This window comes from Lysinibacillus sp. NPDC056232, from assembly GCF_042267565.1.
Lineage (GTDB): Bacteria > Bacillota > Bacilli > Bacillales_A > Planococcaceae > Lysinibacillus.
In genome coordinates this window covers 19,114-44,263 of sequence record NZ_JBHJTF010000028.1, presented here as the reverse complement: position 1 = coordinate 44,263, position 25,150 = coordinate 19,114, and the positions used below count along the sequence as shown (strand labels likewise).

The following is a 25,150-nucleotide window of genomic DNA, read 5'->3' as shown; positions in this document are numbered from 1 at the left end:
TAAGGAGGAGTAATCATGAGAAAGGAAAATAGCAACTTTAAAACAAGCTTTTTATCCGAAGCGGGCTCATTTTTGCAAAATAAAGATTACTTTGCCTATACAGAGCTGGACGATGTAGCCTGCTGGGTAGCTGTAAAAGGGTTAGATTCCGATCAGGAAATAAGTAGTGCAGAGCTTGCTGTAAAGGCAATTTTAGAAAAATTTATGGAAAAGCCATCCATGTCCAGACGGAGAATTAAACATTATTTAAAATATGCACAAGATATTCTTCAAGCTCAAAGCTTAAGGGTGAGATTGAAGGCTAGTATTGTCATTGTCGTCTCAGATTACTCAAAGATGATTGTTGCTGTTGCAGGAAATTCGAGATTGTATCATTTCCGTAATGGGACATTAACGTTTAAAAGCACGGATCAAAGCTTAGCGCATGAGCTAGTGAATGATAGGAATCGTTCGCTCGATATTAGCCAGCACGAGGAAAGAACCAATTTACTCAACTATCTGGGCAAACCAAAAGAGTTTCAGCCGTTTGTTTCAAAGAAAATGAAGTTAATGGATGACGATGTACTAGTGCTTTGTACAGCCGGCTTTTGGGAGGATGTCAATGAAATTGAAATGGCAGATGCGTTGGAAGATGCAAAAGAGCCTGAGAAATACATTGATGTATTAGAAGAGGTACTGTTAAGCAGGCAAAAGAAAGTTGTCAATAATTACACAGTTGCAGCCATATTTGCTAACAAGGTTTACCAGGAAACAAATAAGAAAAAAATGAAATACATCAAAATGATTGCTGCTGCATTAATGCTAGCTTTGGTCGTAGGTGGAGGCACGATTTTTTATCAGGCAAAGCAAGCCAAAAAAATGGCTGAATTAACCATCGAGATGAAAGATCATGAAAAGAGCGGAAACCAGTATTTTCAAGATGGAACTTATGATAAGGCACTGCTGGAATATAGTGAAGGCAGAAATGCGGCCAAAAAATTGAAGGATCCAATACATAGAAATTTACTAGCTAAAAAATTAAGAGTTACCGATCTGATTATCAGTGGAGATAAATCAGCGGAAGAAGGTAAATTTAACGATGCCCTTGAGTCATATGAAAAGGCTAAAAAAGAAGGAAAGCTTATTAAAGACTTTGGGAAAGCAGTAGTGGAACAAAGAATCGCTAATATGGATACCATTGTACAAATTGCTGAAGCTGTGAAAGATGGAGATTTTCGATTTGAGGCAGAGGATTACAATGGGGCACTTGAAACGTATCAAAAGGCAAGAAAAAAAGCCCTGACCATTGCCTATACTGGCGAACCTGAAATAAAGACAAAAATAGAAGAAACAGAGGCTAAAATTGTCGAATTGAAAAAGGCCCAGAAGGAATTAAAGGCTGAAGGCTTAGAAAAAAGCGGAGATCAGAGCTATGCACGCCAAGAGTTCGGGAAAGCGATTGAATATTATACACTTGCACAGGAAATTTATCAGGAGACAGAGCTGCTGTCCAAGGTTTTAGGTCTTGAGCGAAAGGTTATGAACGCCAATGATAAATTAAATCCGCCTCCTCAAGCACAAGCTGCCGATACAGCGCCACCTGATCAGGCAGCACCGCCTACGAATAAAGGGACAGCTGCTAGTGAGCCATCTGATGCTGAAGTGATGAAAGAGGGAAAATAATTTGATAAAAGAGCTCATGATTGAACGGTTACGCAAAATAGAGGATTTAGAGCAACGTCAACTGCTAAAGGATATTGTAAGTGGCGTTTTTGTAAATTTAATCGATTATCAGGATGACATGAACAAAAGGCTTGAGGAGCGTATATTCAATGAAATAGATGATGCTGAGAATAGGTTTGATATTTATGTGACGTTAAGTTCTAAGGAGGATGTTGACCCTATTCATGAATGCTTATTCCCGATGCGACCAGCTGACTTAGAAAGTAAATCAATCCAAATAAAAAAACTGCTTGAATCACTTAAATACAATGAACCTGCAGTGCTGTTCACCTTATTTTTAGCATGTGATTCCATACAAATTCAACAGTTGCTTGCTGAGCAGAGACTCTTTAATGGAAGGCTAGTAACAACAGAAGGACAAGTAGAGATTAAAGTCAGCCTTACACAAAATACGGACTATTTGCAAGAGATAAACAAGCTGTATCCGCTTTTCCAAATAAATGGTTTACCATGGAAAACCATTAATCATCCATTCGTCTATAAATTTTTTAATGTCAATTTGGTAGATTGCTCACCTTTAAATGAGGATGCTGAAATTACTGAAATAATCATTGATTTAGAAGAGTATGAGGACAAAAAACGCCTAAATATGGTTCCGCTATGGAATATTGAACGCCATGAGGTCAAAAATGTCGGGTTTCCCGTCCCTGCTATCGATAAGGTGAATTTTGAACATGTCCTTTCCGTACGTAAAATCGGAAACGAGCATGGCTATCTTGTTGAGGCCGAAGAGGATAATGTTCGTTACGTTAAACGCTCAGACAATGAATTAACAATTGTTTCACCCCAGGATAAGTCAGGGGTTTGGCAGGTAATAAAAATTGCCAAGATGGAAGATGCGAAGATCGGGAAATTAAATTATGAACTTGTATCAAATCGAAGAATTGAACATTTTATACACAAATTCGCTAACAAGTATACGGCTACTGTTAAAACGAAGGGTGAAATTACTCGTATGATTAACTCTTTTGAGGCAGCTACTCGATTTGAGCTTGTAGATGTCGAAATAGTGGACTCCTTCTCAGGAACAAGTTTTACGCATTCCGCAAACACTTTCTTAACGGAAATGATAGGAGAAAATAATCATAAAAAAACAATGCTATTAAAGTTTAAGGCGAATGAGGAGAGAAACTTTATCGCAAACGATATTTTAAGCTTCCTCGTATCAGAAGTGCAACGACATTTCTTCGAATATGAATGTGTAGGTGTTTGGCTATGAACTATATTTGGGATTTGCTCATTAAAGCTGAGGATGAAGGACTTTCTAAAAAGGATATTTATTTTCATCTTGCCGAAGCCTATTCACCTTATATGGAACTAAGTCCGCAACTATTAAATGCACAGTATGTTGACCAGCACGTTGAAGTAAATCCGTATTATCGCTATTACGGAATTTTTAATGGTCTTTTCCATCCTGATCATACTTCAGACATAGAGTTTAGGAATTATCTTTTAGATACCGGATTGCATTTTTTAGCTGAAATTGATCGTATGCAGGGCATGAATAAGAGAGAGTTCTATATTCGCTTTATCTTAAGGGAAATCGAGGCCGATGTATTTGGTAAATTGGTGCGTGACAATATTCATGCCTTTACGAAAAAGGAGCAAGAAATAGTTGCGCTCAACATGCTAAGACTGTACAGGACAGGTGAAGAAATTTACTTATTAAAGGATACGCTGAAAAGGCTCTTTAAAAATTGCATGATTTATGTGAAATCGGAGGACCAGGATGAGCTGCTTTTATACATCCGTCAAAAGCACACAGAACAGAATGAGCGAAAGGTACAGCTTGTACAAGAAATTTTTCTGCCAATAGGCTTTCATATGGAGGTTTATTGGCAATATCATTTTGGCATTATTGATGCAGAGGAAACGATGAAGCTAGATCGAATAGCTCTTTACTAAATAGGGGAAGAGGAGGGATTCCAATGACAACTAAATATTCATATAAGCTGTATGCCAATAAGCGTAATACAGAAAAGAAATATATGACCTATACACGAGTAGAATTAATGGAAATGACAACCTTCCAGCTTAGAAATATTTGCTATAAGGAAAAGCTTGTGACGGGGCTTATTAATACACTGACAAGAGACGAGTTAATCGACAAAATTTTAAGATACCGTGGCTCTGAAGAAAACCCTCTTATTAGAGAAAAAAAGGATGGGGGCTTTGAACGAGTAGAAGCGGCCATGCAAGAGTATTTAAAAACGCAGATGTCTGACAATGGTGACATTAAAATTCCTGCCAAAATGAGCTTATATAGCGGGATGAAGATTGATAAACCAGATCGGTATTTCGTGGAAACAGGCGGTTTTCTTGTTGAATCTAATGTACTGCTAGTCAATGAGCAGCTGGAACTTTGCGGCATCCTTAATATCCTTAAAGACGACGAAGTCCCAAATCAATACTATTTCGCTGCTGACCAAGCAATTGGTATTCGGAAGACAAACAATAAAAACTACAGCTTTATTTTTTTAAGAAAGCAAGATTCTGAGTATATCTATAAGACGTACTATCAGGAGACCCCACTTCCGCCAACAAATCTTCATTATTATAAGGTTCCAATTCCAGATTTAGAGATGAAACAGCTGGAAACAACGAATGCCATTCTTGCGATTGACTTTGGTACAACCAATACAACGGCTGGTGTTTATTTAGAGAGTGATTATGTGTCCTCTCCTTGCAGTCATGATTTGTTAAATGACAGAATTCAGCTAAATAGCATCAATTTTGTGCAATTTCCAGATCCACTTCATCAAAACGAATGGATTGAAGTAGTGCCGACGGTCATGACTGTCGCAGATTGCTCAAATGCAGACCAAGTAAACTATCACTACGGCTATGAAGCGTTAAAAATGATGAAAAAAAATAGCTATACATCATTGGCTACGAAATTCCAAGGTATTAAGCGATGGGTTAGTAATTATGCCAAGCTGGAAGAGGTGATGGATGCTAACGGGAATACTGCACTTGTTCCACGTAGCCAAATTTTAAGAGAGTTTATGCTTTATATTATTCGAATGGCGGAGCATCAATTTAAATGTCGCTTCAAGCATTTACATATCTCCAGTCCCGTTAAGCTGAAAACACAATTTTTAGATATGTTTCGTGCGATTTTACCCGAATACCAAATCGAAACTGAGCATGCTCTCGATGAAGGGATGTCGGTTCTTTATAATACAATCGCCAATCAAATAGAGAATGATAGTTTTCTCGATGGCAAGGAATACAAAGCGCTCGTGATCGATTGTGGAGGCGGAACAACAGACCTTTCTTCTTGTAAGTTTCGAATAGAGGACGGACATATTTCTTACAAAATTGATATTCATACTACCTATGAAAATGGAGATACGAATTTTGGTGGCAACAATATTACCTATCGCATTTTCCAATTTATGAAAATCGTTTTTGCTAACTATTATAGTCGAGGGAAAAATGATTATGATATCGATGCATTAATAGATATTCCTGGTAAGGATATTTATCGATATGTAGACGATCATGGCGTAGAAGCGGTGTATGAGCAATTCGAAAAAGCCTTTGTAGATGCCGAATATATTATCCCCACACGCTTTAAGGAATATGAAAATCGAACACGTGATGAGTACCTCCGTGTTCGCAATAATTATTATTTCTTATGGGAAATGGCAGAAGAGATGAAGAAGGAATTTTTCCGCAAAACAGGGATATTAAGAAGTCGTTTTTATGCGGATGCCGATATGCAGCACGATAGTGATTTAAATGTCACAGCAGTGGATCGCTGGTGCCTGTCGTTGGTAGAAAACAATCAATTTAAGGAAGTTTATGACTTTCCAAATGTCTTTTTCAACATTAAAGAAATCAATCATCTCATAAAGGCAGATATTTATGATATCGTGCGAGAGTTTTTAGAGGAATTTTATGAGAGTGGCATACTGAGTGACTATTCTATCATTAAATTGACGGGACAATCCTGTAAAATAGACGCATTTCGTGAGGCTTTAAAGGAATTTGTACCAGGACGCAGCATTGAATTTAGACAAAAGGCTGAAAATATCGGTAAAGTTCCAGAGTTAAAGCTTGCTTGTTTAAGGGGAGCGCTTCGTTATTTAAATGCCAAGAAAATTGGCATGATTGAAACAGAAGTGACGAACCATGCGCCAGTCGTACCTTATGCTGTCAGTGCCTTTACGCATAATCGTCAGGAAAAATTACTGATTAGTAGCTTAGAAAGATTGAATCAAATTCACGGGACGATTTCTCGCCCATGGGGTGTAAAAGAGGTGGAGTTTTTCCTCACTGGCAGCGACGATCACACAGCGTATAAATACACTTATTTTAATCGTCAGGAGGATTATGCACCTGTTCTTTATGACAATATCGCATCGCACTATCAAGATAAAATTCCGCAGGACGAGACGGATTCCATCACGAATGGGGAAGTGAAGTTCTTTGTCTTTGCAGGCGAAGATCATTGGGGCTTCCACGTAGTTCCAGTAGCAAGAAAAGACGAGCAGCTGTTTATCGGAAGCAAAGAATTCTTTGCCTTCGAAACCGATTTGTCTGAGCTGGATTTCTTTGATGGATTGAAGTAACACCTTCGACGGATGGAAAGAAGTTCTTAAGTGATCGGGTAAGCCCGGAAAGTGATCAGGTATCCCTGAGAAGTGATCGGGTAAGCCCGGAAAGTGATCAGGTATCCCTGAGAAGTGATCGGGTAAGCCCGGAAAGTGATCAGGTATCCCTGAGAAGTGATCGGGTAAGCCCGGAAAGTGATCAGGTATCCCTGAGAAGTGATCGGGTAAGCCCGGAAAGTGATCAGGTATCTCTGAAAAATGATCGGGTAAGCCCGGAAAGTGATCAGGTATCCCTGAAAAGTGATCGGGTAAGCCCTGAAAGTGATCAGGTATCTCTGAAAAGTGATCGGGTAAGCCCTGAAAGTGATCAGGTATCTCTGAAAAGTGATCGGGTAATCCCCGAAAGTGATCAGGTATCTCTGAAAAGTGATCAGGTAAGCCCCGAAAGTGATCAGGTATCCCTGAGAAATGATCGGGTAAGCCCCGAAAGTGATCAGGTATCTCTGAGAAGTCATCGGGTTCCCAGAGGATGTTTGCCTAAATTCATCGCATCCATGCGATAACGGCTAACTGACCTGCATCGGTAAAAATGCCATGTCTTGTGGCATTACCGAAATGACCGACATCGTGTCGGCCCTCATGCAGGCCTAAGCACAAAGGCGATTTCGGACGGATTGTTTATCTGCGCGAAAGCGGCAAATGTTTTCAGTAGCGAAAGCAAAGCGACAGCTACAATTATGCCGAGGCATAATTGATCAGTGAAAAACAAGAAAAGAGGTGGGTGACAGCTTGTTTGCCAATCAATATCCACATTTTCAAAAGGGCCGCATTTTAAAGCGAGAAATGCTGGAAAATTTGCGAGATTACCCAAGAGAATTTTTAGATTTATATTTCCAAGATTATTCTAATGGCATTATTGCGGGGGCAAATATCATTGTAGCAGATACAAGCCTCGTCATTACAAAAGGCATTATCAAGCATAACGGAAAGCTCTATACGCTACCTAGTAGCTACGAACTTCCTTATGAGGCAACAGGAAGTGAAACAATTCTAAAAGTACGATTTGCTGAAGAAGTGAATGAATTAGATTTTAGGAATCTCACAACAGAGATTGTTCTAGATGATTCGATAGAGCTTGCAAACAATGAGCTAGAGTTAGCACGCTTTAAATTAAAATCGGGTGCCAAATTGCGTTCAGAGTATACTGATTTTCTTGATTTTGCTACTGAGTACAATACGGTTAATTATCTTCACAGTCAGTATGCAGGTTTTCAAAAAAGCACATACCATCCAATCATTTTGTACTATTTTGCACGAGAACTGTTAAAAAATCGCCCAGCAAATCCGTATGATATAGCTTTTGCTTTAGAGTGCATAAATCAGGAGCGGGTTCAACGAGATGCAATCGATTTCTATATTTGCAATCGGCTAGAGCTTGATTACCAAACATTTTCTAATAGTCAGATTCATAAATACTTGAACCGTATTTTATTGGAATCAAAGCGCGGCGGTCGTATGACAGGGCACAGTCAAGGGCGACCAAAGCGCATGATTGTTGACTAGCTGATGGTCTCCTGATGAAAAAACGTTCAAGAAATGGAAGGTGAATGGGTTGAAATTTTTAGATGAACAAATTATCGCTCTTAGAAATGAAATGCGAGAGCAGGAACAACATGAATTAGCTCAAAAGGAAGCAGCTTTAAAAGAGGAGCAAGCGCCACCTGAGGAGCCTTTACAGGAGGAACAGTCTGAACTAGAAGCAATTGACCTTTACAAGGATTTTGTCAATATAGATGAGCAGGAAGTGCCGGTCATTGATCAGCATGTCCTGGATGGAAAAATTTCGTTCCGAATGCCGAAGCTATTTTCGATCATGCCAGCTGCGTTAGCCTCATTAAAATATCCGTCAGAACGAAGACCAAACATTATTTATACGGATGAATCATCTACTATCAATCTAGCTTTCAACAAGACATCACATTCGTTACCTGATGAGGGGGTAGCTGAGTTTCAGGAAAATATGATTGACGTTCTTGAGCAAGCTCAGCCTGCAGCAGAATGGTTTGATACGGATGTTATCAAAATAGATGACAAAACAGTTGGCTTTATTGAGGTCATTACACCTGCTATTGATGGCGAGATTTTTAATTTAATGTTCTTTGTATCGATTGATGGGAAAGTGCTTATCGGTACGTTCAATTGTACGGAGGAGGATACTGACACTTGGCGTCCTATCGCAAGAGCGATGATGGAAACAATGCAATTCGCTCCTAACGGAAGGATAGGAGGAGTATGACGATGAACGAAGTAGTAACTGCCTATCATAATCTGCAAATATTACCATTTAAGCTAGTGAGCATTCAAGAGCTTACGCTCACAAAGAAAATGAATGAGCATGCAACATTACGCTTTACGGGTATTGTTCCTGAGGAAGTTCGGGATCAGTACGTCGAAATGACAGAGGTCCATTCAGCCATTGAAGTGAATCAGCTCGATCATTTAGGTGCACCTACCCCGTTATTTAAGGGGGTTATATTAGGCGTCAAAGTAAGTGCGATTCGAGATATTTATTATATCGAAGTAGAAGCGGCTTCCAATACATATCAACTCGATATTAAGAAGAAAAACTGCTCCTATCAGGATAAAGGGATGACCTATTCATCTCTATTCAAACGAATGAGTTCCTTTTATCCTGGTCTCGATGTGATCGATGAGGCTACAAAAGGAGGGAAATTAGGGAAGTTTACCCTACAGTACCGAGAAACCGATTGGGAGTTTTTAAAACGTCTTGCCTCCCGCTTTAACACGGGACTAGTTCCTGCTGCAACCTTTGATAAGCCAAAGTTCCATTTTGGTGTCCCAGCTGGCAAAGCAAAAGGAAAGCTAGAAGACTATCACTATACGACAAGAAAAAAACTAGCAGACTATCTTCTCTATACAGAGAACGGCAATGGTGGTATGGGAGAACATGACTTTTTGTACTATGAAGTGGAAACCGATAAGGTACTTGCCATAGGCGACCACGTAACCTTCCATGAGCAAACACTCTATGTTTGTGAAGCCTATATGTCGATGAAGGATGGCTTACTTAAGCATCGTTATACACTTTCAACGAAAAATGGCATGAACAAGAGCGAAATATTTAATGATGAAATTTCTGGTGTTTCCATTATCGGTAAAGTGTTAGAGGTCGCCAAGGATCATATAAAAGTCCATTTAAACATTGATGAAAAACAGGATAAAGGGAAGGCGCATTGGTTCTTTTATGCAACGCCTTACACGGCCGAGGGACATAGTGGTTGGTACTGTATGCCTGAAATTAACGACTTTGTTCATGTGTATTTCCCTTCGCATCGTGAGGAGGAGGGAGTTGCTAGTAGCTCGATTCGAACAAATTTGGCCAGCACCGCAACGAACAAGCTAGATGATCCTTCGACGAAATATTACAGAACAGCCTTTGGCAAAGAAATTAAGATGAGCCCAACGGAAATTGTCATTACAGCAAAGGATAACGATATTTTTATCCGTATAAATGAAGCAAGCGGTATCGAAATTTTTAGTAAAAAGGAAATTAAGCTTATTTCCGAGGCAGATATTTCAGTCAATGCAAGTAAGAAAATTCTTTTGTCTGCGGAGGAAGAAATTTCACTAAAATGCAAGGGAAGTAAAATAACGATGGATGGCAGTGTGCAAATTTTCGGGAAAGAAGTAAAGGCCAATTAGAAAGAAGGAGACACATATGCAAGCAGAAGGAGTTTTACAGCATTTTTATGAAACAGAAGTAGAGAAAAGACGGTTGAAACATCTCTTGGCGTTAGAAGATTTTTTCCAAGCCTCAAAAGAAGAGCTTGCAGAGGAATTTAGAAAATCCTTTCAAACCATTTGTCGTCAGCTACAGCAGCAACAATCTCTTCAACAGAAAGGCCCAATTGGACATATTACGTTCTCCATGCTGCGCACAGAGATACTGGAGGGACGTCATCACTATCTAGTAGAGGGGACAGATGAGGAATGGTTATTTGACCCGCGTCCTATATTAACTACTTATGATGCAAGCTGGGCTCTAAGTTTTTTAGAGCAATTCATTGAAGAATTATATGTATACAGCAAAACATTCATGGGGGCCATTACCCAAGCGGATATTGAGCACATCAAGCTAAAGGAAGCGACTCATTTCCATCAATATGTTATTAGCCTTGCTAGATATGCATTGCCAGACATTATTAGATGTCCCGAATATTTAGCACTTGATCGTGATGTTGCTGTAGAAATTCGTATAGGTGAATTTATGGATGTCAATGAAGTTGTCTATAGCGAGGATTTCTCCTCGAAGGATATCGAAGAAATCAAAGCTTGGCTTGATCAAAAATTAGAGGATGAATATCCGTATGAAGTATTTAGCAAATTAAATCTATCTGGTGGCAGCTATGAAAACTTAGATATTCGATATGCCTTTTTCCAGAAAACGAATTTAGCACAGAGCCAAATGCGTAATTGCTTACTTATTGGGGCCAATCTTAGGAATAGTCAGCTAATGGACGCTGATTTAAGCTTTAGTACGATCCAAGAGGCAAATTTTAGCAATAGTCAATTGCAAGGTGCTAACTTCCAACAAACACAGGGAGCAAGTGGATTAATTGATCGACAGAAGTGGGAAATGCCAGGCTATCTCCCAGTGAACTTTACTGGCGCTAATTTAGAGGGAGCTGATTTTGAGCTAGCTAATTTACGAGGTGCTTGCTTTATCGGGGCTAACGTCAAGAATGCTCATTTTGAAGGAGCCAATTTAGAAAAAGCTGTGTTCTCGAAGGAAGCACGGGAGCATCTGAAGCTAGATCCATTCCAAACAGCGAGTGTCATTTGGAAATAGATGTTGTGAAAAAGGAGATTAAAAGATGAACTATTTTATTCTATCTCAGGATGAGCGTATCTCGAATGCTGTAGAACCAGTTGGACTATCAAAAATTATTAAAAAAGAACTATTAACAGTGGAAAGAATGGAGGAGCTAGAGGAGCTAGAGCGTCAATTTCCTGTTTTAGATAAAAGTGAAAATGACTATATCGATTTTATCGAAAAGCCCATTGGTCTTTTAGCTGATCCAGTGAAGCAGCTAGTGGAAAAATATGAGCCACGCCTACCATTTAAACCAGTTGTTCTCGTGGATATACCAAAAGTAAAACAGACGTTATATTGGCTCTCCATTCCACCAAAAGTTGCCTGTCTCTCACCTCAAACTGAATTCCATCTAGATGGAACGCTAAAAAAGCTTGTTATTGACGAGACTTTAGCCGCACCATACACCTTCTTTCAAATTGAAGGTATTAAAGAGGATTATATCATTGTCAATATTGAGTTAGCAGAAAGTATATTGCGCCGAGCATTTCGAGGTATTCGATTACGCAAAGTGCGAACGGAAGGCAAATGGAACGAGATCCTTCATGCATAGAAAACTAGCAATACATAGAGTAGGAGAATATTAACATGAAAAAAAGATGGGCAACGGCTGCTTTTGCAGCATTAGTACTAGCTGGTTGTGGGGCAGGTGAAGCTGAAAAAGGTGAGAAAAAAGAGCCAGTAGTTGCACAGGAAAGCGCAGCTAAAGTAGATATGAGCAAAGAGAATTTGGCTCAAAGCTTTAAAGAAGGCACATTCAAGGCAGATGTCATGGCAATCGGTCTTCCAAAAGACTTAAACGAGAAAGTGGAAAAAATTACAGCAGCGATGCAAGCTTCTCTCGCAAAAAATAAAGAATGGTATTTAGAAACAATAGCCGGGCTAGCTAAAGGTGAGCAGCTTCCCTATGATGAAAAATTAGGCATTACAGAAGACGAATATAAGTTTTTCCTAGAGCTTGATCAGCATATGAAGCTTGGGAAAATTGGTGAAAGCGACATTACCATTACAAAAACGAATGAGCAGTTAACGATACAAAATCCAACAGCTACAATCGTTAAGAATTTTAAAATTAGCGCAGATGGAAAAACACTGCATAGCGAATTAGGTGACCTAACATATGAAGATAAGATTGAAGCGTCTGACGAGCAAAAAATTACAGGCAGGTGGAACGGTCTTACTTATCGTATGGGAGGAGAAGATACAATGCAGGTTTTACAAATTTCAATTGGTCAGCTAGAGGAAAGTAAGAAAAAAATTATCTACACAAAGTCGTTTGGGGAAAGTCAAGAAATGCAAGAGGAAATACTAATTTTCTAAAGTCATAAAGTTTTAAATCAATATCTAGGCATTCATGCATCGCGATAAAGGATTCCCAAAAGCGAATTAGTAAAGGATTATTTTCGCTTTTGAGTGTACAAAGTGAAGCAGCGTGAAGGCACTTTTCTTATAGAAAGGGTGGTTTTCGATGGCAGATGAAATGCAGACAAAAGGCGATGAGCAGCGCAGTTATGTAGTTGCTGGTGCCAAATTATCGTGCTCACAGGGCGATCAAACAAGCATATTAAAGATGCCTGTAAGCCATGGTGTTTACTCAAAAAACAAGGCACAGATGAACACGATGGATTATAAGCCCTATGTCAATATTCAGCCCTTCGGTTTATGTCAAACATTATCTAATCCTACGGTGGCAGCAGCAACAGCGGCTAATAATGGTGTTTTGAAACCGATGCCGTGTACACCAGTGGTCACGATGCCGTGGATTAATGGTAAGTCTGATCAGATGATTGAGAATTTCCCCGCACTTATCAATCAATCTACTAATATGTGCATGTATTGCGGGACGATAAAGGTAGAAGATGATGGTCAAGAATAAGCCATCATCCCCTGAGGAAAGAAGGGAATTCATGTGAACACGTATGAGGAAGTGATTGGATACGGAGAGCTTGAGCTCGTATCTCCCTATGAGGTTCAGACGTTGCATGATCTCAGCTTGACCCAAACAGTGAATGACCATGCAAGGTTATCAATAACAGGATTCATTCCAGAGGAAAAGAAAGATCGATGTATGCAAATTGCCAGCAGTTCAGATCAAATTGAGCTCTATCAAAAACGCAATGGACAGCGTATGCGACCGCTTTTTAAGGGGCAAGTGTCCGAAGTGGTCGTTCGTATGGTGAGAGGCGTGTATCAAATTGAGTTAGAAGCGGTGTCATCTACATTTACCTTGGATTGTAAACGTAATGCTAGGTCCTTCCAGCACGGCAAGATGACGTACAGTGCCATGCTCAAGGAAGTGCTTACTAGCTATCCGGGTGCAGATGTTATTGACACTGCGTCAAAGGCTACACCTCTAAAGCAATTTATATTACAATATAGAGAGACGGACTGGCAATTTCTAAAGCGCATGGCCTCGCATTTTCGAACAGTGCTTGTACCAGCAGTAGATGCCGATAAGCCTAAACTATGGTTTGGACTACCAGAAGGTCGATTAGAAAAATTGACAGCTGCTAGTTATACAATCACCAAGGATCGTTCTAGGTATCTACATACAAAGCATAATGACATCGAGCCACCAATAGAGGAACGGGATACAGTATCCTATGTAATCGAGTCCAAAAAAACATTAGCACTCGGTGACCGTGTCCAACTCCAAAACAAGACGTTAGTTGTGGCCAAATCCATAGCCCGCATGCAACAAGGTGTCCTTACATATGAGTATCATTTACTGTCCGAGGCAGGTATTCGTCAAGAAAGACTAAACATTCCTTCACTGCCAGGCACAGTGATAGAAGGTAAAGTATTAGAGGTCAAAAAGGATCAAGTACGCTTGAACCTATCCATTGATAAGGCGCAAAAAAAGGAAGAGGCCACATGGTTCTCACTTGCTACGCCTTATACTGCAGAAGGACATAGCGGCTTTTACAGCCCGCCAGAGGAAGGTGATAGCGTTCATCTTGCCTTCCCGACACACCGGGAGGAAGCAGCCGTTGTCCGCCATAGTGTACGAAAGGGCGGCGACTCAAACCCAAAAACAGCCGATCCCAAAACGTCCTACTGGGGTACACCAAAAGGCAAGGACATCAAGCTAGACCCGCAATCGGTGACGTTTACCGCAAAGGAAGGCGCCGTTTTCCTAAAGCTGGATCAGGGCAGTGGAGTAGAAGTACATAGTAAGCATCCGCTTGCGCTAAAAGCCAATGAAATTACCTTTGCTGGGAAAAGCATTTCTATGAGTGCAACAGAATCTATGCAAATAACCTGTGGTACTAGTAGTCTTGTCTTGGATGGCAACACCGATATGCAAGGACAGGTTGTGAGAATGGAAGGCTCCAACAAAGCACCTGTGTCTGTATCCAATAAATCGGGAGACGGAGCTGACCTTGGCTCTGCATTAGACGTCATGGGTATGATCCCTGTTGGTGGGGGTGGTGCTTAATGAAAGGATTTTTTAAAGCAGTCGGCAATTTCCTTGGTAGTATCCCTGTCGTTAGGACAGTTATTAAAATAGGTAAGAATGCGGTGAAGGGGATCAAAAAACTAGGGAGGGAACTAGGGAAATATATAAAAAGGTTTGCGAAAAAATTGGGCAAGATCTATACAAAGGCACGAAAAAAAGCAAGAAGGCTCAAAAGGTGGCTCATCCGACGGGGGAAGCGTATTTATAAGGTGGGAACGCTCTGGTTAAAAAACACTATCCAGAAGGGAGCACGGTGGGTACAACGGACGTCAAAACAAGTGTACCAGAAGGCAAATCAAATTTATAACAAAGCTGTAAGCGTAGTAAAAACTGCTGCAAAAGAAGTTGCCAAAACCTATACGGCAATAGAAAAAGGAAAGTTTGATGCAACAGTAGATATAGTGAAAGATATTTACGGTGAAGTAAAAAAATTTGTGGCCCACCCAATTGGATATCTAAATGATTCAATAGCTGGGACTGTGGAAGGAGCATATAATCTAGTTTTCCACCCAGTTCAAACAGTTACTGGGATAAAAGATTCAGTAAAAGACTCTTTTAAGAAAGATGTCATCAACGGGGATGCATATTCACGATCATACTGGGGGACTAAAACAGTACTAAATATCGCTAAGGAATTTGCTGGAAGGAAAGGAACTGGCCTTTTGGACAATATTCCTAATTCTACGAACCGTATAATAACGAATTCAACACGGCCTAACCTAAGTAAAGATCCTAAGAAGCCTGAAGAGACTAATGGTAGTAAAAAAGTTGAAGTTCCTTATGGAGAACATATAACTAAGGATGGTAACAAAAAAGTATTACAACCAAATGTAAAGTACAAAACCGAAGAAGGATATTCCTATGAAACCAATGAATTTGGTCATATTAATAGTGTCGAAGCCGATTTACAACTTGGCAAAGGAAAGAGAAATCAATATGCTCAAAGTAATGCGGGAGGAACAGACCGAATTCGAGGTAAGTATCCCGAAAGAGATGATGGTGGTCATTTAATTGGTAGTCAATTTAAGGGTCCTGGAGGTATTGATAATTTAGTTCCAATGAATTCTCAAATAAATGAAGCAGGTGGAGTATGGCATCAGATGGAACAAGAATGGGCATCAGCATTAGAAAAAGGAGAAACCGTGAATGTAAAAATAAAACCTCAATACACTGGAGACTCAGCTAGACCTGATAGTTTTATAGTTGATTACTCAATCGATGGTGGTAGGACACAAAAGGTTACAATACAAAATCAAATTGGAGGTTAGTACAAGTATGGAACAACAGATGAATCAGATGTACCCTATGATAGCAGAGCATGTTATAGATATGATACCAGATGGTATTTGGCACGAAATTTACTTATATGCTGAAATATTAGACGGTTCTAGAGTAGTGTACTTTTATTTTAATACTTCGGCGAATGAAGATTTTATTTACTCTCATGATATTCCTGAAAAATATAAAGTGAGTGAAAAAATTTATGACAATTTATTAGTAGAATTACAAAATAAATTTTATGATTTAAGACAAATATTTATTGATAATGATCAAGAACCATGGACGAATTTAACGCTGACATTAAAGTATCCTGGAAAAATAAAAATTAATTATGATTATGAAGACATAATTAATTCAGTAATATTCCCGACTCAACGACAAATGATTTTTGAATATCAACATTTAGGTTTGTTACCTCAAAATGAAAAAAATAGACAGTTTATACAAAATTATATCAATAATTTAAAAGGGTAAAACTAAACCTTAACAATGTCTACAATTCGGATTATCTGCCCGTATTTGTGACTTCGCCTCCCCTTGCTAAGCGATGGGTTCCGGAAGTTTTGAGTTATGGACAAGAAAAAACAATCGTACATTTCAATTAAAACAAAGTACACTTACATGGTGGAAATAAATCTGGTTATTAGATAAGAAAGATTCTTTGACGGATCTATTGAAATTTAAAATTTCTCAATAAATTTGAAATTTTATATAGGTAAGTAACTAAATCCTTTAAAATGCACTCAGCATGCGTATGAACTATATATTCGGTGATAAATTGTACCCTAAAAGATATGCACTTTGAAAAGGTCAATCTTATAGGGTACTTTTGATTATAATCTGTTCCATCAGCTTTGTATTAGATGGAATTACCGACCTACAAGACAAGTCGTGTCATTAGAGGGCAGTCACAAGGCACCTATCACCAGCATAGCAGATGACACAGATGAGACTGATCTGGAAGCGGCAATTAATGCCCTCGGTGCACTTCCGTAAGGCAGTGGTGTGTGATAATCAGAGACTTTACTTTGGTCGCCACGAGCTTCTTTTGCAGGATTCCTAGCGTTTGAAATGTAAAAAATACGGGGAAATCATTGAGCAAGAAAATCGCCAAACTCAAAAAGAACACGAAGAAAAAGCTGAAAAAAATCAAGAATACTAACCGTAACAGCGCAGCGAATGACAACATCATCTTCGCTGAAAAAAGAATTGCCATGAGCGCAACGGAATCTTTAAGCTTTACGTGCGGGTCAAGTAGTCTCGTACTTGATGGCATTACAGTTATCCAAGGGCAGATTGTCGAAATGGAAGGCTCCATTAAAGCCCCATTAAATGAAGTGGATTTTAGTAAAATAACGTTTTTCATACGTGTAGTTATAGAAAGTATCAAAATTAGTGAATTGCAGATTTTTTTACTTATAAAACTAAATGTTTTTTTGTAAAAACTGTTTTCGAAGATTATATTAATTGAAATGGATATAAAACTACTTCAAAATGATATTAATTTGTAAAATAAAATTATAGAACTAGGTAATTATTAAATCATTCAACCCGACGATAACTAGTAAGGTATACTTGAATATATTTTAAGTTTGAGACAAAGTGACTTGTGAAAAATTGGTATGGATATCTATTAATTAAAATAAAAAATATAAGGAAACTTTTATTTCTAAAAATATCACAAGTTAAAAAGCTTTCCCTCAAACAGCTCATACACAACCGTTTTTATGGTGAGTATGAGCTGTTTATTTTTGTATTGTGTCAAAGTCGACATTCTTTAAAACAAGTTGTCGCTTCCTATATGAAAGACTAAACATTCCTTCACTGTCAGGCATAGCGATTGAGGGAAAGGTATTAGAGGTCAAGAAGGATCAAGTACGCCTGCACCTATCCATTGATGAAGCACAAAAAAAGGAAGAAGCCACATGGTTCTCACTTGCTACGCCTTATACAGCAGAAGGACATAGCGGCTTTTACAGCCCGCCAGAAGAAGGCGATAGCGTTCATCTTGCCTTCCCGACACACCGGGAGGAAGCAGCCATTGTCCGCCACAGTGTACGAAAGGGCGGCGACTCTAACCCAAAAACAGCCGATCCCAAAACGTCCTACTGGGGCACACCAAAAGGCAAGGACATCAAGCTAGACCCACAATCTGTCACGTTTACCGCACAGGAAGGCGCCGTTTTCCTAAAGGTGGATCAGGGAAGCGGAGTAGAAGTACATAGTAAGCACCCACTTACACTAACAGCCAATGATACGATCACCTTTGCAGGTAAAAGCATCTCCATGAGCTCAACAGAATCAATGCGCTTAACATGTGGCTCCAGCAGTCTCGTTTTTGATGGAATCACCGATATTCAGGGACAGGCTGTGACAATGGAAGGCTCGAATAAAGCACCTGTAACCGTGTCTAATACATCGGGAGAAGGCGCTGACCTTGAATCCGCACTAGACGTCATGGGCATGATCCCTATTGGTGGGGGTGGTGCTTAATGGCGAAGAAGGGTAAAGGATTCTTTGGAGCACTAGGTAGTGCTTTAAGCAGTATTCCTGTTGTAGGGAAAGTTAAAAAAGCGGCTAAAAAGAAACTCAAAAAGGCCAAAAAGAAACTAAAGAAAGCCTTAAAAAAAGCGAAGAAAAAGCTCAAGAAAAAGTTAGGCAAGGTCTTGACAAAAGCCAGGAAGCTAAAAAATAATCTATCCAAGAGCAAACTGGTTAAGAGGTTTAAAAAGGCTGTAAAAAAGGCAGTTAAAAAGGCCAAGAAGTATGTAAAAAAAGTTGTAAAGACAGTTAAAAAGGCAGCAAAAACAGTTGTAAAGGCAGTTAAAAAGGCAGCAAAAACAACTGTTAAGGCGGTTAAAACCGCAGCAAAAGCAACTGTTAAGGCGGTTAAAACCGCAGCAAAAGCAACTGTTAAGGCGGTTAAAACCGCAGCAAAAACAACTGTTAAAGCGGTTAAAACCGCAACAAAGACAGCTGTTAAAGCAGTTAAAACCGCAACGAAAACAATAGTACATGCAAAGAAAAATGATGTTAATGTGGCTACTAAAAAAGCAAGTAAAGCTGCAGCATCAATAGCACAAAAATCAAAGTATATAAATTTAGAAAAATCCTGTCCTGTTGAACAACCAGTAAAGAAACCAGGAATATTATTAACGTTACTATCTACAATTGCAGATTTAGTCCCGTTTCTCGGAAATGCTAAAGCTGGTTTTGAGGCGTACGAAGGATACAATCCAATTACAAAGGAAAAATTGGATCTTACGGATCGAGGGATAGCCACAGCAGGTATCATTCTTGGTGGTATTGCTAAAGTAGGAAAAGGAGGGAAACTTGCCTCTGAATTAATCTCTGAAGGTAAGGACGCGACTAATGTAGCCGAAACAGCTGCAAATTCATCGAAAAATACAGGGGATATTCCTAAGGGTACGGGTAATGTTTTAGATGATGGTACAGTGTGGGGAAATATAAAAATAACTCAACCATTTTATGATGGTACAAAAATACCTAAATCATTTGAATTAGCAGTAGATGGTGAAAAATTTTGGGTACATCCAAATGGAACAAAACATATGGTAGAGTATACAACCAGAGATGCGACTACACATGGTATGCCGATAAATAGTCAAACTTTATTGTCAAGTTTCGAAAGCTCTGTTAAGAAAGCTGTTAATGAAGGTGTCAAATATGAAGAAATTATGAACGTAGGCAATTGGGAGTTAATATTTAGTAAACCTCGTGGAGACGGATTACTACCAGTAATAAAGCACGCTGTATATAGACCTTAGAAGGAGACATGATTATGTTAAAAGTAACAGAATACAAAGAAAGTCAGTCTATGAATATTGAATATGATATTTATACACCGATTAATATAGAATTCGGTACTTGGAATATATCAAAGGAACCAACGATTTATTGGAGAACTGGGGATTTTAAGAAATCTTTAATTGAAATAGGAGTAGGAAAATATACAGGAAATATTCGTTCTATTACACTAACTTTAAGTGAAAACGTACACAAGATGGAAAATTTGAATTTGGATATGAAAAATATTACTTTAATAAAAGGCATACCTAATTTTCAAGTTGAAGAATATGACGATAAGACGTATATAGATGAAAATAGCAAATTGAATGTATATATAGGGATTGATAAGGTATTAATTTCATTTTCAGAAAACGATACTGTTTCAATTGTACAAAATGAGAATGTGGGATTTGCTTTAGACAAAGATAAAATGGTTTGTGGCGTTATAGTAAGTGGTATGTTAGAACATGAAAAGAATATATTAGAAGAAGCATTGAAATAAAGTGTTGTGAAGAATAAAAAATAATTGAACCTTGATTGGCTAATATGCCTTTCAAGGTTTTTTCTATGGTTAAAAAGTAATCTGATATTTGATTCGAAAGCTCATGAAGGCTGGGCCATCGAGGAGTGCTTTGTAAACAGTGGTCTAGGGAGAAAAGTGTGAGAATTAGGCGAGATGACATTTTACTTGCAGGAGGTAGTTTTGTATGGAATAGTGACTAAATAAACGATAATGACAAAGCTCGTGGCGATAAACAATGGTTAATGTGACAGGGAATTATTTGCTTTATATAGTCAAATGTTTTTAAGGTTGTATTTTTACTTGAGACGGTCGTATAATACTCGCTATTCGTTAAAAAGCGTTACGGAAATTACAATTTATGTAACGGGAGGTTGAGAAATTGAACGTTGTTGGGTATATACGAGTCTCGACTCAAGGGCAAGCAAGAGACGGATATAGCTTGAGATATCAAGAAGATGAAATTAAGGCATATTGCAAGGAACAAGGCTTAAACTTGGTACATATTTTTAGAGATGAAGGAATAAGTGGTGCCAAACTGAATGAGGAAGCACTAGAAATAGATAGGGTGGGCTTACAGGAGATGTTGGCTCACCTTTCGTCTGTCCAAATAGAGTATGTGTTGGTGTTAAACACAAGTCGGTTATGGAGGTCAGATATTGTTAAGGTGCTAATACAACGAGAGTTGAAGAAATATGGTTGTGATATTAAAAGCATAGAACAGCCGTTTTACAGTATCCATAAGAAAGACCCCAATGATTTTTTGGTAAACGGCTTAATGGAGTTATTAGACCAATACCAACGGCTTGAAATTTCGTTAAAACTAACAAAGGGAAGAAATAAAAAAGCAAAGGAAGGTGGGTATGCAGGTGGAAGGGCAACATTTGGCTACATGAAACAAAAGGGTAATAAGGAACTTATTATACACGATAGTCAGGCAGAAGCAGTTAAACGGTTGTTTGAGCTAAAGCAGCTCCATAAGAAATGGTCACTGTCTACGTTCGCAAACAGGTTGAATGAAGAAGGATATAAAACAGCTCAAGGTAAACAATTTACGAAAGTGCAAGTGAAACGCATTTTAGACAGAGAAAGTTTTTATCAAGGGATATATACATACGGAAAAATACAAGCAAATGGGAAACACCAAGCAATAATTTGAAAGGTTACTTAAAAAAGGTGCTCATTTTCTTATAAGTTCTTATGTAACAGTGAAAATAGATAGGCTTTCGTACCAATGCGCACCAGTTGGTGAACGCTCGAACTAAGGTTGCCGGTATTTTCATTCCGTTGGATAGGAGGATGAGTTAATGCACGAACGACAGAAACATTTTTATGTGGGAGTAGACTTACATAAGCAACACCATGTGGCGGTTATTATTAATTGTTGGCAAGAGAAACTAGATGAAATAAAGTTTGAAAATAAACCGTCTGCTTTTTCAACGTTTTTACTGGATATTTATCAACATATGGACGATGGTTTGACACCCATTTTTGGTTTAGAAGATGTTGGGGGATACGGGAGAGCATTAGCTCAATATTTGGTAGAACATGAACAAAGTGTAAAGGAAGTGAATCCAGCTCTTTCATACCGTGAACGCAAAAGCAAGATGACCACACAAAAAAACGATAGTTGGGATGCAGAATGTGTAGCTAGAATTTTGGTGAACAAACTAGAGCAGTTACCAGACGCTAAACCACATGATTTATATTGGTCGATACAACAGCTGGTCAGTAGAAGAAATGCATTAGTAAAGGCACAAGGGGCTTTAAAGAACCAACTGCATATTCAATTAAGTCACCACTATCCAAGCTATAAAAAGTTTTTTTCAGAGGTAGATGGAAAAACAGCATTGGCATTTTGGGAACGATACCCGTCTCCACCGTGTTTAGAGGGGGTAAGTGTTAAGCAATTGACCATATTTTTATTAGAAGCCAGTAGCAATACATGTTCGGTGAAAAAAGCGAGTGAAATTTTAAAGTTGGTGAAAGAGGATGGAAACACAATAAGAGAACACCAAGAAACACGAGACTTTCTAGTAAAGAGCATCGTCCGAGACATTTCATTTAAGAAGCAGGAAATGCGCTATGTGGAACGAGAATTAAAAGGGTTAATGAGTTTACTAGACTTTCAACTAGATACGATGCCAGGCATAGATCTCGTTACAGCTTCGGCTTTAATTGCAGAAATAGGTGATGTACGCCGTTTTCCAAATGCCAACAAATTAGCACGATTCGCGGGCATTGCGCCAGTTTACTTTGGTTCTGGTGGGAAAGGAAGGGAACAAAAAAGCAAGCAAGGAAATCGGGCGCTACACGCTTTATTTTACAACTTAGCCGTACAGCAAGTACAAGTAGCAAAGGGAAGTAAGCTGCCAAGGAATCCAGTATTCCATGCTTACTATCAACGGAAACTAAAAGAAGGCAAAACAAAGGGACAAGCATTGGTTTGTATCATGAGACGACTTGTAAACATTATATACGGCATGATGAAGCACAAAACAGCCTATGAATTGCCGATAATAAAAGAGGAGGAAGTAGTTTATTGAGGTTTAAGATAGATTGCTTTTTTATTAGCGGATTTAAGATTACAACATAGGGTACGGATAAAACTAATACTTCAAAGGACAAAAAAAATAGAAATAAACCTAAGGAGTATGGTACGCCTAATTCCACAGAAGTAGTGAGAGATAAGGACGGTAATATAACTAAATATACGACTTACGGTTCCGACGGTAAAATTGTTAAAGAGGTTCGTGTAACAGGAAAGAAACATGGAGATATTCCTAGACCAAATGTAAAAGAGCCTAAATACAATACTAACCCTAAAACAGGGGAGAAGTTTCAAAATGGTTATGAGGTTCGACCAGCTGACCCATCTGAAATACCTAAAAATATTCCATAAAAAGATTAGGATGTGATATTCTTGTTCAATGATGAAATAAATAGCGAATTTATGGAGTTTAAAGATGTTAATGAAGGGAAATTTACATGGTGGAGCTATGTAAATATGAAATCAGATATAAAAACAGCACTTGGGTTTGCGAAATTTTTTTATCCGGATGTTATTGAAGTCGAAGGATGTATTTTATTAAAAGATAAGTTTTCGGAAAAAAATTTTGATATGTGGAAGAAGGAATGTCAAAATAATAAGATTAATATTGAAAAAATGATGAACTTATATCAAGTAAGAGATTTTTTTCATATTAATGTTGATGAGGATGAGAACTTAGAGGAGCAAATACAGGCTTTAGGAGAGGTTCTTAAAATATTTTGGTCACTTAGCTTTAAGAACAGATTCCCAGATCGGGAGATAGTAGTATGTGTGTTCGAGGAGGAGGACGGAGAAATATTCATTACTGTATATGAAAGATGAGTGAAAAATTTTAAATTTGATTACCTTGACTGGCTATATGCCTTTCAAGTTTTTTTACTTATACGAAAAACTGATGGGATGTAAGTTTAATTAATGATGGTCAGCTATGACACATGAAAATGCTTACTGTTAGAAAAGATACTAAGATGACATTTATGGGCGTAAAAGATAGTGGGACAAAGTGAGAAAAAAGATGTGTTTTGAGAATTGAGAGCTCATGAAGGTTTGTAGATGTACGCCGTTTTCCAAATGCCAACAAATTAGCACGATTTGCGGGCATTGCATCGGTTTACTTTGGTTCTGGTGGGAAAGGAAGGGAACAAAAAAGCAAACAAGGAAATCGGGCGCTACATGCTTTATTTTACAACTTAGCCGTACAGCAAGTACAAGTGGTAAAAGGAAGTAAGCTGCCAAGGAATCCAGTATTCCATGCATACTATCAACGGAAACTAAAAGAAGGCAAAACAAAGGGACAAGCATTGGTTTGTATAATGAAACGGCTTGTAAACATTATCTACGGCATGATGAAACACAAAACAGCCTATGAATTGCCGATAATAAAAGAGGAAAAGTAGTTTAAAAAGGTTTAAGATAGATTGTTTTATTAGCGGATTTTAAGATTACAACATAGGGTACGGAAAAACCTATGTATGTGCCTAAGGATACCAATGGGAATAAATTAGGGTTACCAAGAAATAAAGATGGGAATTTGGTTAATGGTACTTCTCATAAACCCGATTCTATGAATCCACACACTCAAATTGGGATTAAAAAAGGTCGAAAGAGAGAGTATAATCAAACTCTTGAGTGGGGAAAAATGGGAAGCCGTTCCAACGGACAGACTGGACAGACCGGACAGACCGGACAGACCGGACAGACCGGACAGACCGGACAGACCGGACAGACCGGACAGACCAGACAGACCGGACAGACCAGACAGACCAGACCAGACAGACCATGGTAGAGGGGACCATGTAAACCCACATTCACACGAAGCTATTTTTAAGGATGGATCATGGAGCTTTAAAGAATAAGTCATTGGGGAGTAAAATTATGAATTTAAAAGAACCAGCTTTTATGCTAAAGGTACGTGGTAATGAGTTTTTTAATGAAGAGCTTTCTTGCTTAGGTTGGCAATTTGCTGAAATTTTAATGTCTCTTAAGGATTATACAGAAAGTCATGATTGGTATATTTTTGATGTATTAGGTACTAGTAAGACATCTCTTCACGAGTTGTTTCCTAAGAATCCAAAGGAACTTTGTATTGTACTTTCAACAGATGAATTAATAGATAAAGTGAAAACGATAATACAATTTGAGTCAGGGGTATTCATTGCTGTTCAAAAAGGTAAAAAGATTAATTGGGATTTCGATCATTTACCTGAAACTGAAGAAAGTGAGGGATTACAACATCCATTTGCAGAAATAGAAATTCGTACTTTTGATTATTCATTTTTTGAGATTTACGGAAATGATATTGAAGTGAAAAAGACAATATTAAATCATTTTAGGAAAAATTAATTTGAGAATA

General features: G+C 38.5%; 23 protein-coding genes and 2 pseudogenes. All 25 read left to right on the top strand.

What is annotated here, in order from left to right; translation table 11 throughout:
- The first annotated feature begins 15 nt into the window (after window positions 1-15).
- On the top strand, window positions 16-1,662 hold the full coding sequence (locus ACFCYJ_RS18895) for a serine/threonine protein phosphatase (RefSeq protein WP_376075816.1): 1,647 nt from the start codon (window positions 16-18) through the stop codon (window positions 1,660-1,662).
- Between the two features lies 1 nt (window position 1,663).
- Window positions 1,664-2,941 (top strand): normocyte-binding protein, encoded by a 1,278-nt coding sequence (locus ACFCYJ_RS18890; protein WP_376075814.1) that lies wholly within the window; start codon window positions 1,664-1,666, stop codon window positions 2,939-2,941.
- Complete coding sequence (locus ACFCYJ_RS18885; protein ID WP_376075813.1) at window positions 2,932-3,627, top strand: iron-dependent peroxidase; 696 nt, start codon at window positions 2,932-2,934, stop codon at window positions 3,625-3,627. Before ACFCYJ_RS18890 ends, ACFCYJ_RS18885 begins: the two co-directional genes overlap by 10 nt.
- Window positions 3,628-3,650: 23 nt before the next feature.
- A complete protein-coding gene (locus tag ACFCYJ_RS18880; RefSeq protein ID WP_376075811.1) occupies window positions 3,651-6,299 on the top strand; it encodes a molecular chaperone in 2,649 nt (882 codons plus the stop codon).
- A 581-nt stretch (window positions 6,300-6,880) separates the two neighbouring features.
- Entirely contained in the window at window positions 6,881-7,036 is a 156-nt protein-coding gene (locus ACFCYJ_RS18875; protein WP_376075810.1) for a hypothetical protein, read from the top strand.
- Between the two features lie 34 nt (window positions 7,037-7,070).
- The gene (locus tag ACFCYJ_RS18870; RefSeq protein ID WP_376075809.1) at window positions 7,071-7,844 is read left to right on the top strand and encodes a DNA and RNA helicase; all 774 of its coding nucleotides are present in this window, start codon (window positions 7,071-7,073) and stop codon (window positions 7,842-7,844) included.
- 40 nt (window positions 7,845-7,884) lie between these two features.
- The gene (locus ACFCYJ_RS18865; RefSeq protein WP_376075807.1) at window positions 7,885-8,577 is read left to right on the top strand and encodes a hypothetical protein; all 693 of its coding nucleotides are present in this window, start codon (window positions 7,885-7,887) and stop codon (window positions 8,575-8,577) included.
- A gap of 2 nt (window positions 8,578-8,579) precedes the next feature.
- Window positions 8,580-10,004 (top strand): hypothetical protein, encoded by a 1,425-nt coding sequence (locus tag ACFCYJ_RS18860; protein WP_376075805.1) that lies wholly within the window; start codon window positions 8,580-8,582, stop codon window positions 10,002-10,004.
- A 16-nt stretch (window positions 10,005-10,020) separates the two neighbouring features.
- Window positions 10,021-11,151: a pentapeptide repeat-containing protein gene (locus ACFCYJ_RS18855; protein WP_376075804.1), complete on the top strand. Its 1,131-nt coding sequence runs from the start codon at window positions 10,021-10,023 to the stop codon at window positions 11,149-11,151.
- A gap of 25 nt (window positions 11,152-11,176) precedes the next feature.
- Complete coding sequence (locus tag ACFCYJ_RS18850; protein WP_376075802.1) at window positions 11,177-11,728, top strand: serine protease; 552 nt, start codon at window positions 11,177-11,179, stop codon at window positions 11,726-11,728.
- Window positions 11,729-11,763: 35 nt separating this feature from the next.
- A complete protein-coding gene (locus ACFCYJ_RS18845) occupies window positions 11,764-12,495 on the top strand; it encodes a hypothetical protein (RefSeq protein ID WP_376075801.1) in 732 nt (243 codons plus the stop codon).
- 148 nt (window positions 12,496-12,643) lie between these two features.
- Complete coding sequence (locus tag ACFCYJ_RS18840; RefSeq protein WP_376075799.1) at window positions 12,644-13,051, top strand: DUF4280 domain-containing protein; 408 nt, start codon at window positions 12,644-12,646, stop codon at window positions 13,049-13,051.
- 33 nt (window positions 13,052-13,084) lie between these two features.
- Complete coding sequence (locus ACFCYJ_RS18835; protein ID WP_376075797.1) at window positions 13,085-14,614, top strand: contractile injection system protein, VgrG/Pvc8 family; 1,530 nt, start codon at window positions 13,085-13,087, stop codon at window positions 14,612-14,614.
- Entirely contained in the window at window positions 14,614-15,903 is a 1,290-nt protein-coding gene (locus tag ACFCYJ_RS18830) for a DNA/RNA non-specific endonuclease (protein WP_376075795.1), read from the top strand. Before ACFCYJ_RS18835 ends, ACFCYJ_RS18830 begins: the two co-directional genes overlap by 1 nt.
- 7 nt (window positions 15,904-15,910) lie before the next feature.
- A complete protein-coding gene (locus ACFCYJ_RS18825; RefSeq protein ID WP_376075793.1) occupies window positions 15,911-16,390 on the top strand; it encodes an antitoxin YezG family protein in 480 nt (159 codons plus the stop codon).
- A gap of 620 nt (window positions 16,391-17,010) precedes the next feature.
- Window positions 17,011-17,358 (top strand): hypothetical protein, encoded by a 348-nt coding sequence (locus tag ACFCYJ_RS18820; protein WP_376075792.1) that lies wholly within the window; start codon window positions 17,011-17,013, stop codon window positions 17,356-17,358.
- Between the two features lie 316 nt (window positions 17,359-17,674).
- Window positions 17,675-18,409, top strand: coding sequence for a phage baseplate assembly protein V (locus ACFCYJ_RS18815; protein WP_376075790.1), 735 nt, complete (start codon window positions 17,675-17,677; stop codon window positions 18,407-18,409).
- Window positions 18,409-19,704, top strand: coding sequence for a pre-toxin TG domain-containing protein (locus ACFCYJ_RS18810; protein ID WP_376075788.1), 1,296 nt, complete (start codon window positions 18,409-18,411; stop codon window positions 19,702-19,704). The genes ACFCYJ_RS18815 and ACFCYJ_RS18810 overlap by 1 nt, the downstream gene beginning before the upstream one ends.
- Window positions 19,705-19,718: 14 nt before the next feature.
- A complete protein-coding gene (locus ACFCYJ_RS18805) occupies window positions 19,719-20,228 on the top strand; it encodes a hypothetical protein (protein ID WP_376075787.1) in 510 nt (169 codons plus the stop codon).
- Window positions 20,229-20,628: 400 nt separating this feature from the next.
- Window positions 20,629-21,405 carry a recombinase family protein gene (locus ACFCYJ_RS18800; RefSeq protein ID WP_376075785.1) on the top strand — a complete coding sequence of 259 codons (777 nt, stop codon included), beginning with the start codon at window positions 20,629-20,631 and terminating at the stop codon, window positions 21,403-21,405.
- Between the two features lie 148 nt (window positions 21,406-21,553).
- Window positions 21,554-22,792: an IS110 family RNA-guided transposase gene (locus ACFCYJ_RS18795; protein ID WP_376075784.1), complete on the top strand. Its 1,239-nt coding sequence runs from the start codon at window positions 21,554-21,556 to the stop codon at window positions 22,790-22,792.
- Between the two features lie 86 nt (window positions 22,793-22,878).
- Window positions 22,879-23,148 (top strand): annotated as a pseudogene (locus ACFCYJ_RS18790) (polymorphic toxin type 24 domain-containing protein); the annotation flags it as partial.
- 12 nt (window positions 23,149-23,160) lie between these two features.
- Window positions 23,161-23,619 (top strand): hypothetical protein, encoded by a 459-nt coding sequence (locus tag ACFCYJ_RS18785; RefSeq protein WP_376075782.1) that lies wholly within the window; start codon window positions 23,161-23,163, stop codon window positions 23,617-23,619.
- A gap of 230 nt (window positions 23,620-23,849) precedes the next feature.
- Window positions 23,850-24,194 (top strand): annotated as a pseudogene (locus tag ACFCYJ_RS18780) (transposase); the annotation flags it as partial.
- Between the two features lie 433 nt (window positions 24,195-24,627).
- The gene (locus tag ACFCYJ_RS18775; protein WP_376075780.1) at window positions 24,628-25,140 is read left to right on the top strand and encodes a hypothetical protein; all 513 of its coding nucleotides are present in this window, start codon (window positions 24,628-24,630) and stop codon (window positions 25,138-25,140) included.
- The last annotated feature ends 10 nt before the right edge of the window (window positions 25,141-25,150 follow it).

Bases quoted from the DNA above. Each gene is read 5' to 3' on its own strand.
- ACFCYJ_RS18825 (WP_376075793.1), top strand. From the start codon at position 15,911: ATGGAACAACAGATGAATCAGATGTACCCTATGATAGCAGAGCATGTT.
- ACFCYJ_RS18810 (WP_376075788.1), top strand. From the start codon at position 18,409: ATGGCGAAGAAGGGTAAAGGATTCTTTGGAGCACTAGGTAGTGCTTTA.
- ACFCYJ_RS18895 (WP_376075816.1), top strand. From the start codon at position 16: ATGAGAAAGGAAAATAGCAACTTTAAAACAAGCTTTTTATCCGAAGCG.
- ACFCYJ_RS18805 (WP_376075787.1), top strand. From the start codon at position 19,719: ATGTTAAAAGTAACAGAATACAAAGAAAGTCAGTCTATGAATATTGAA.
- ACFCYJ_RS18860 (WP_376075805.1), top strand. From the start codon at position 8,580: ATGAACGAAGTAGTAACTGCCTATCATAATCTGCAAATATTACCATTT.
- ACFCYJ_RS18850 (WP_376075802.1), top strand. From the start codon at position 11,177: ATGAACTATTTTATTCTATCTCAGGATGAGCGTATCTCGAATGCTGTA.
- ACFCYJ_RS18775 (WP_376075780.1), top strand. From the start codon at position 24,628: ATGGATCATGGAGCTTTAAAGAATAAGTCATTGGGGAGTAAAATTATG.
- ACFCYJ_RS18795 (WP_376075784.1), top strand. From the start codon at position 21,554: ATGCACGAACGACAGAAACATTTTTATGTGGGAGTAGACTTACATAAG.
- ACFCYJ_RS18845 (WP_376075801.1), top strand. From the start codon at position 11,764: ATGAAAAAAAGATGGGCAACGGCTGCTTTTGCAGCATTAGTACTAGCT.
- ACFCYJ_RS18840 (WP_376075799.1), top strand. From the start codon at position 12,644: ATGGCAGATGAAATGCAGACAAAAGGCGATGAGCAGCGCAGTTATGTA.
- ACFCYJ_RS18855 (WP_376075804.1), top strand. From the start codon at position 10,021: ATGCAAGCAGAAGGAGTTTTACAGCATTTTTATGAAACAGAAGTAGAG.
- ACFCYJ_RS18880 (WP_376075811.1), top strand. From the start codon at position 3,651: ATGACAACTAAATATTCATATAAGCTGTATGCCAATAAGCGTAATACA.
- ACFCYJ_RS18830 (WP_376075795.1), top strand. From the start codon at position 14,614: ATGAAAGGATTTTTTAAAGCAGTCGGCAATTTCCTTGGTAGTATCCCT.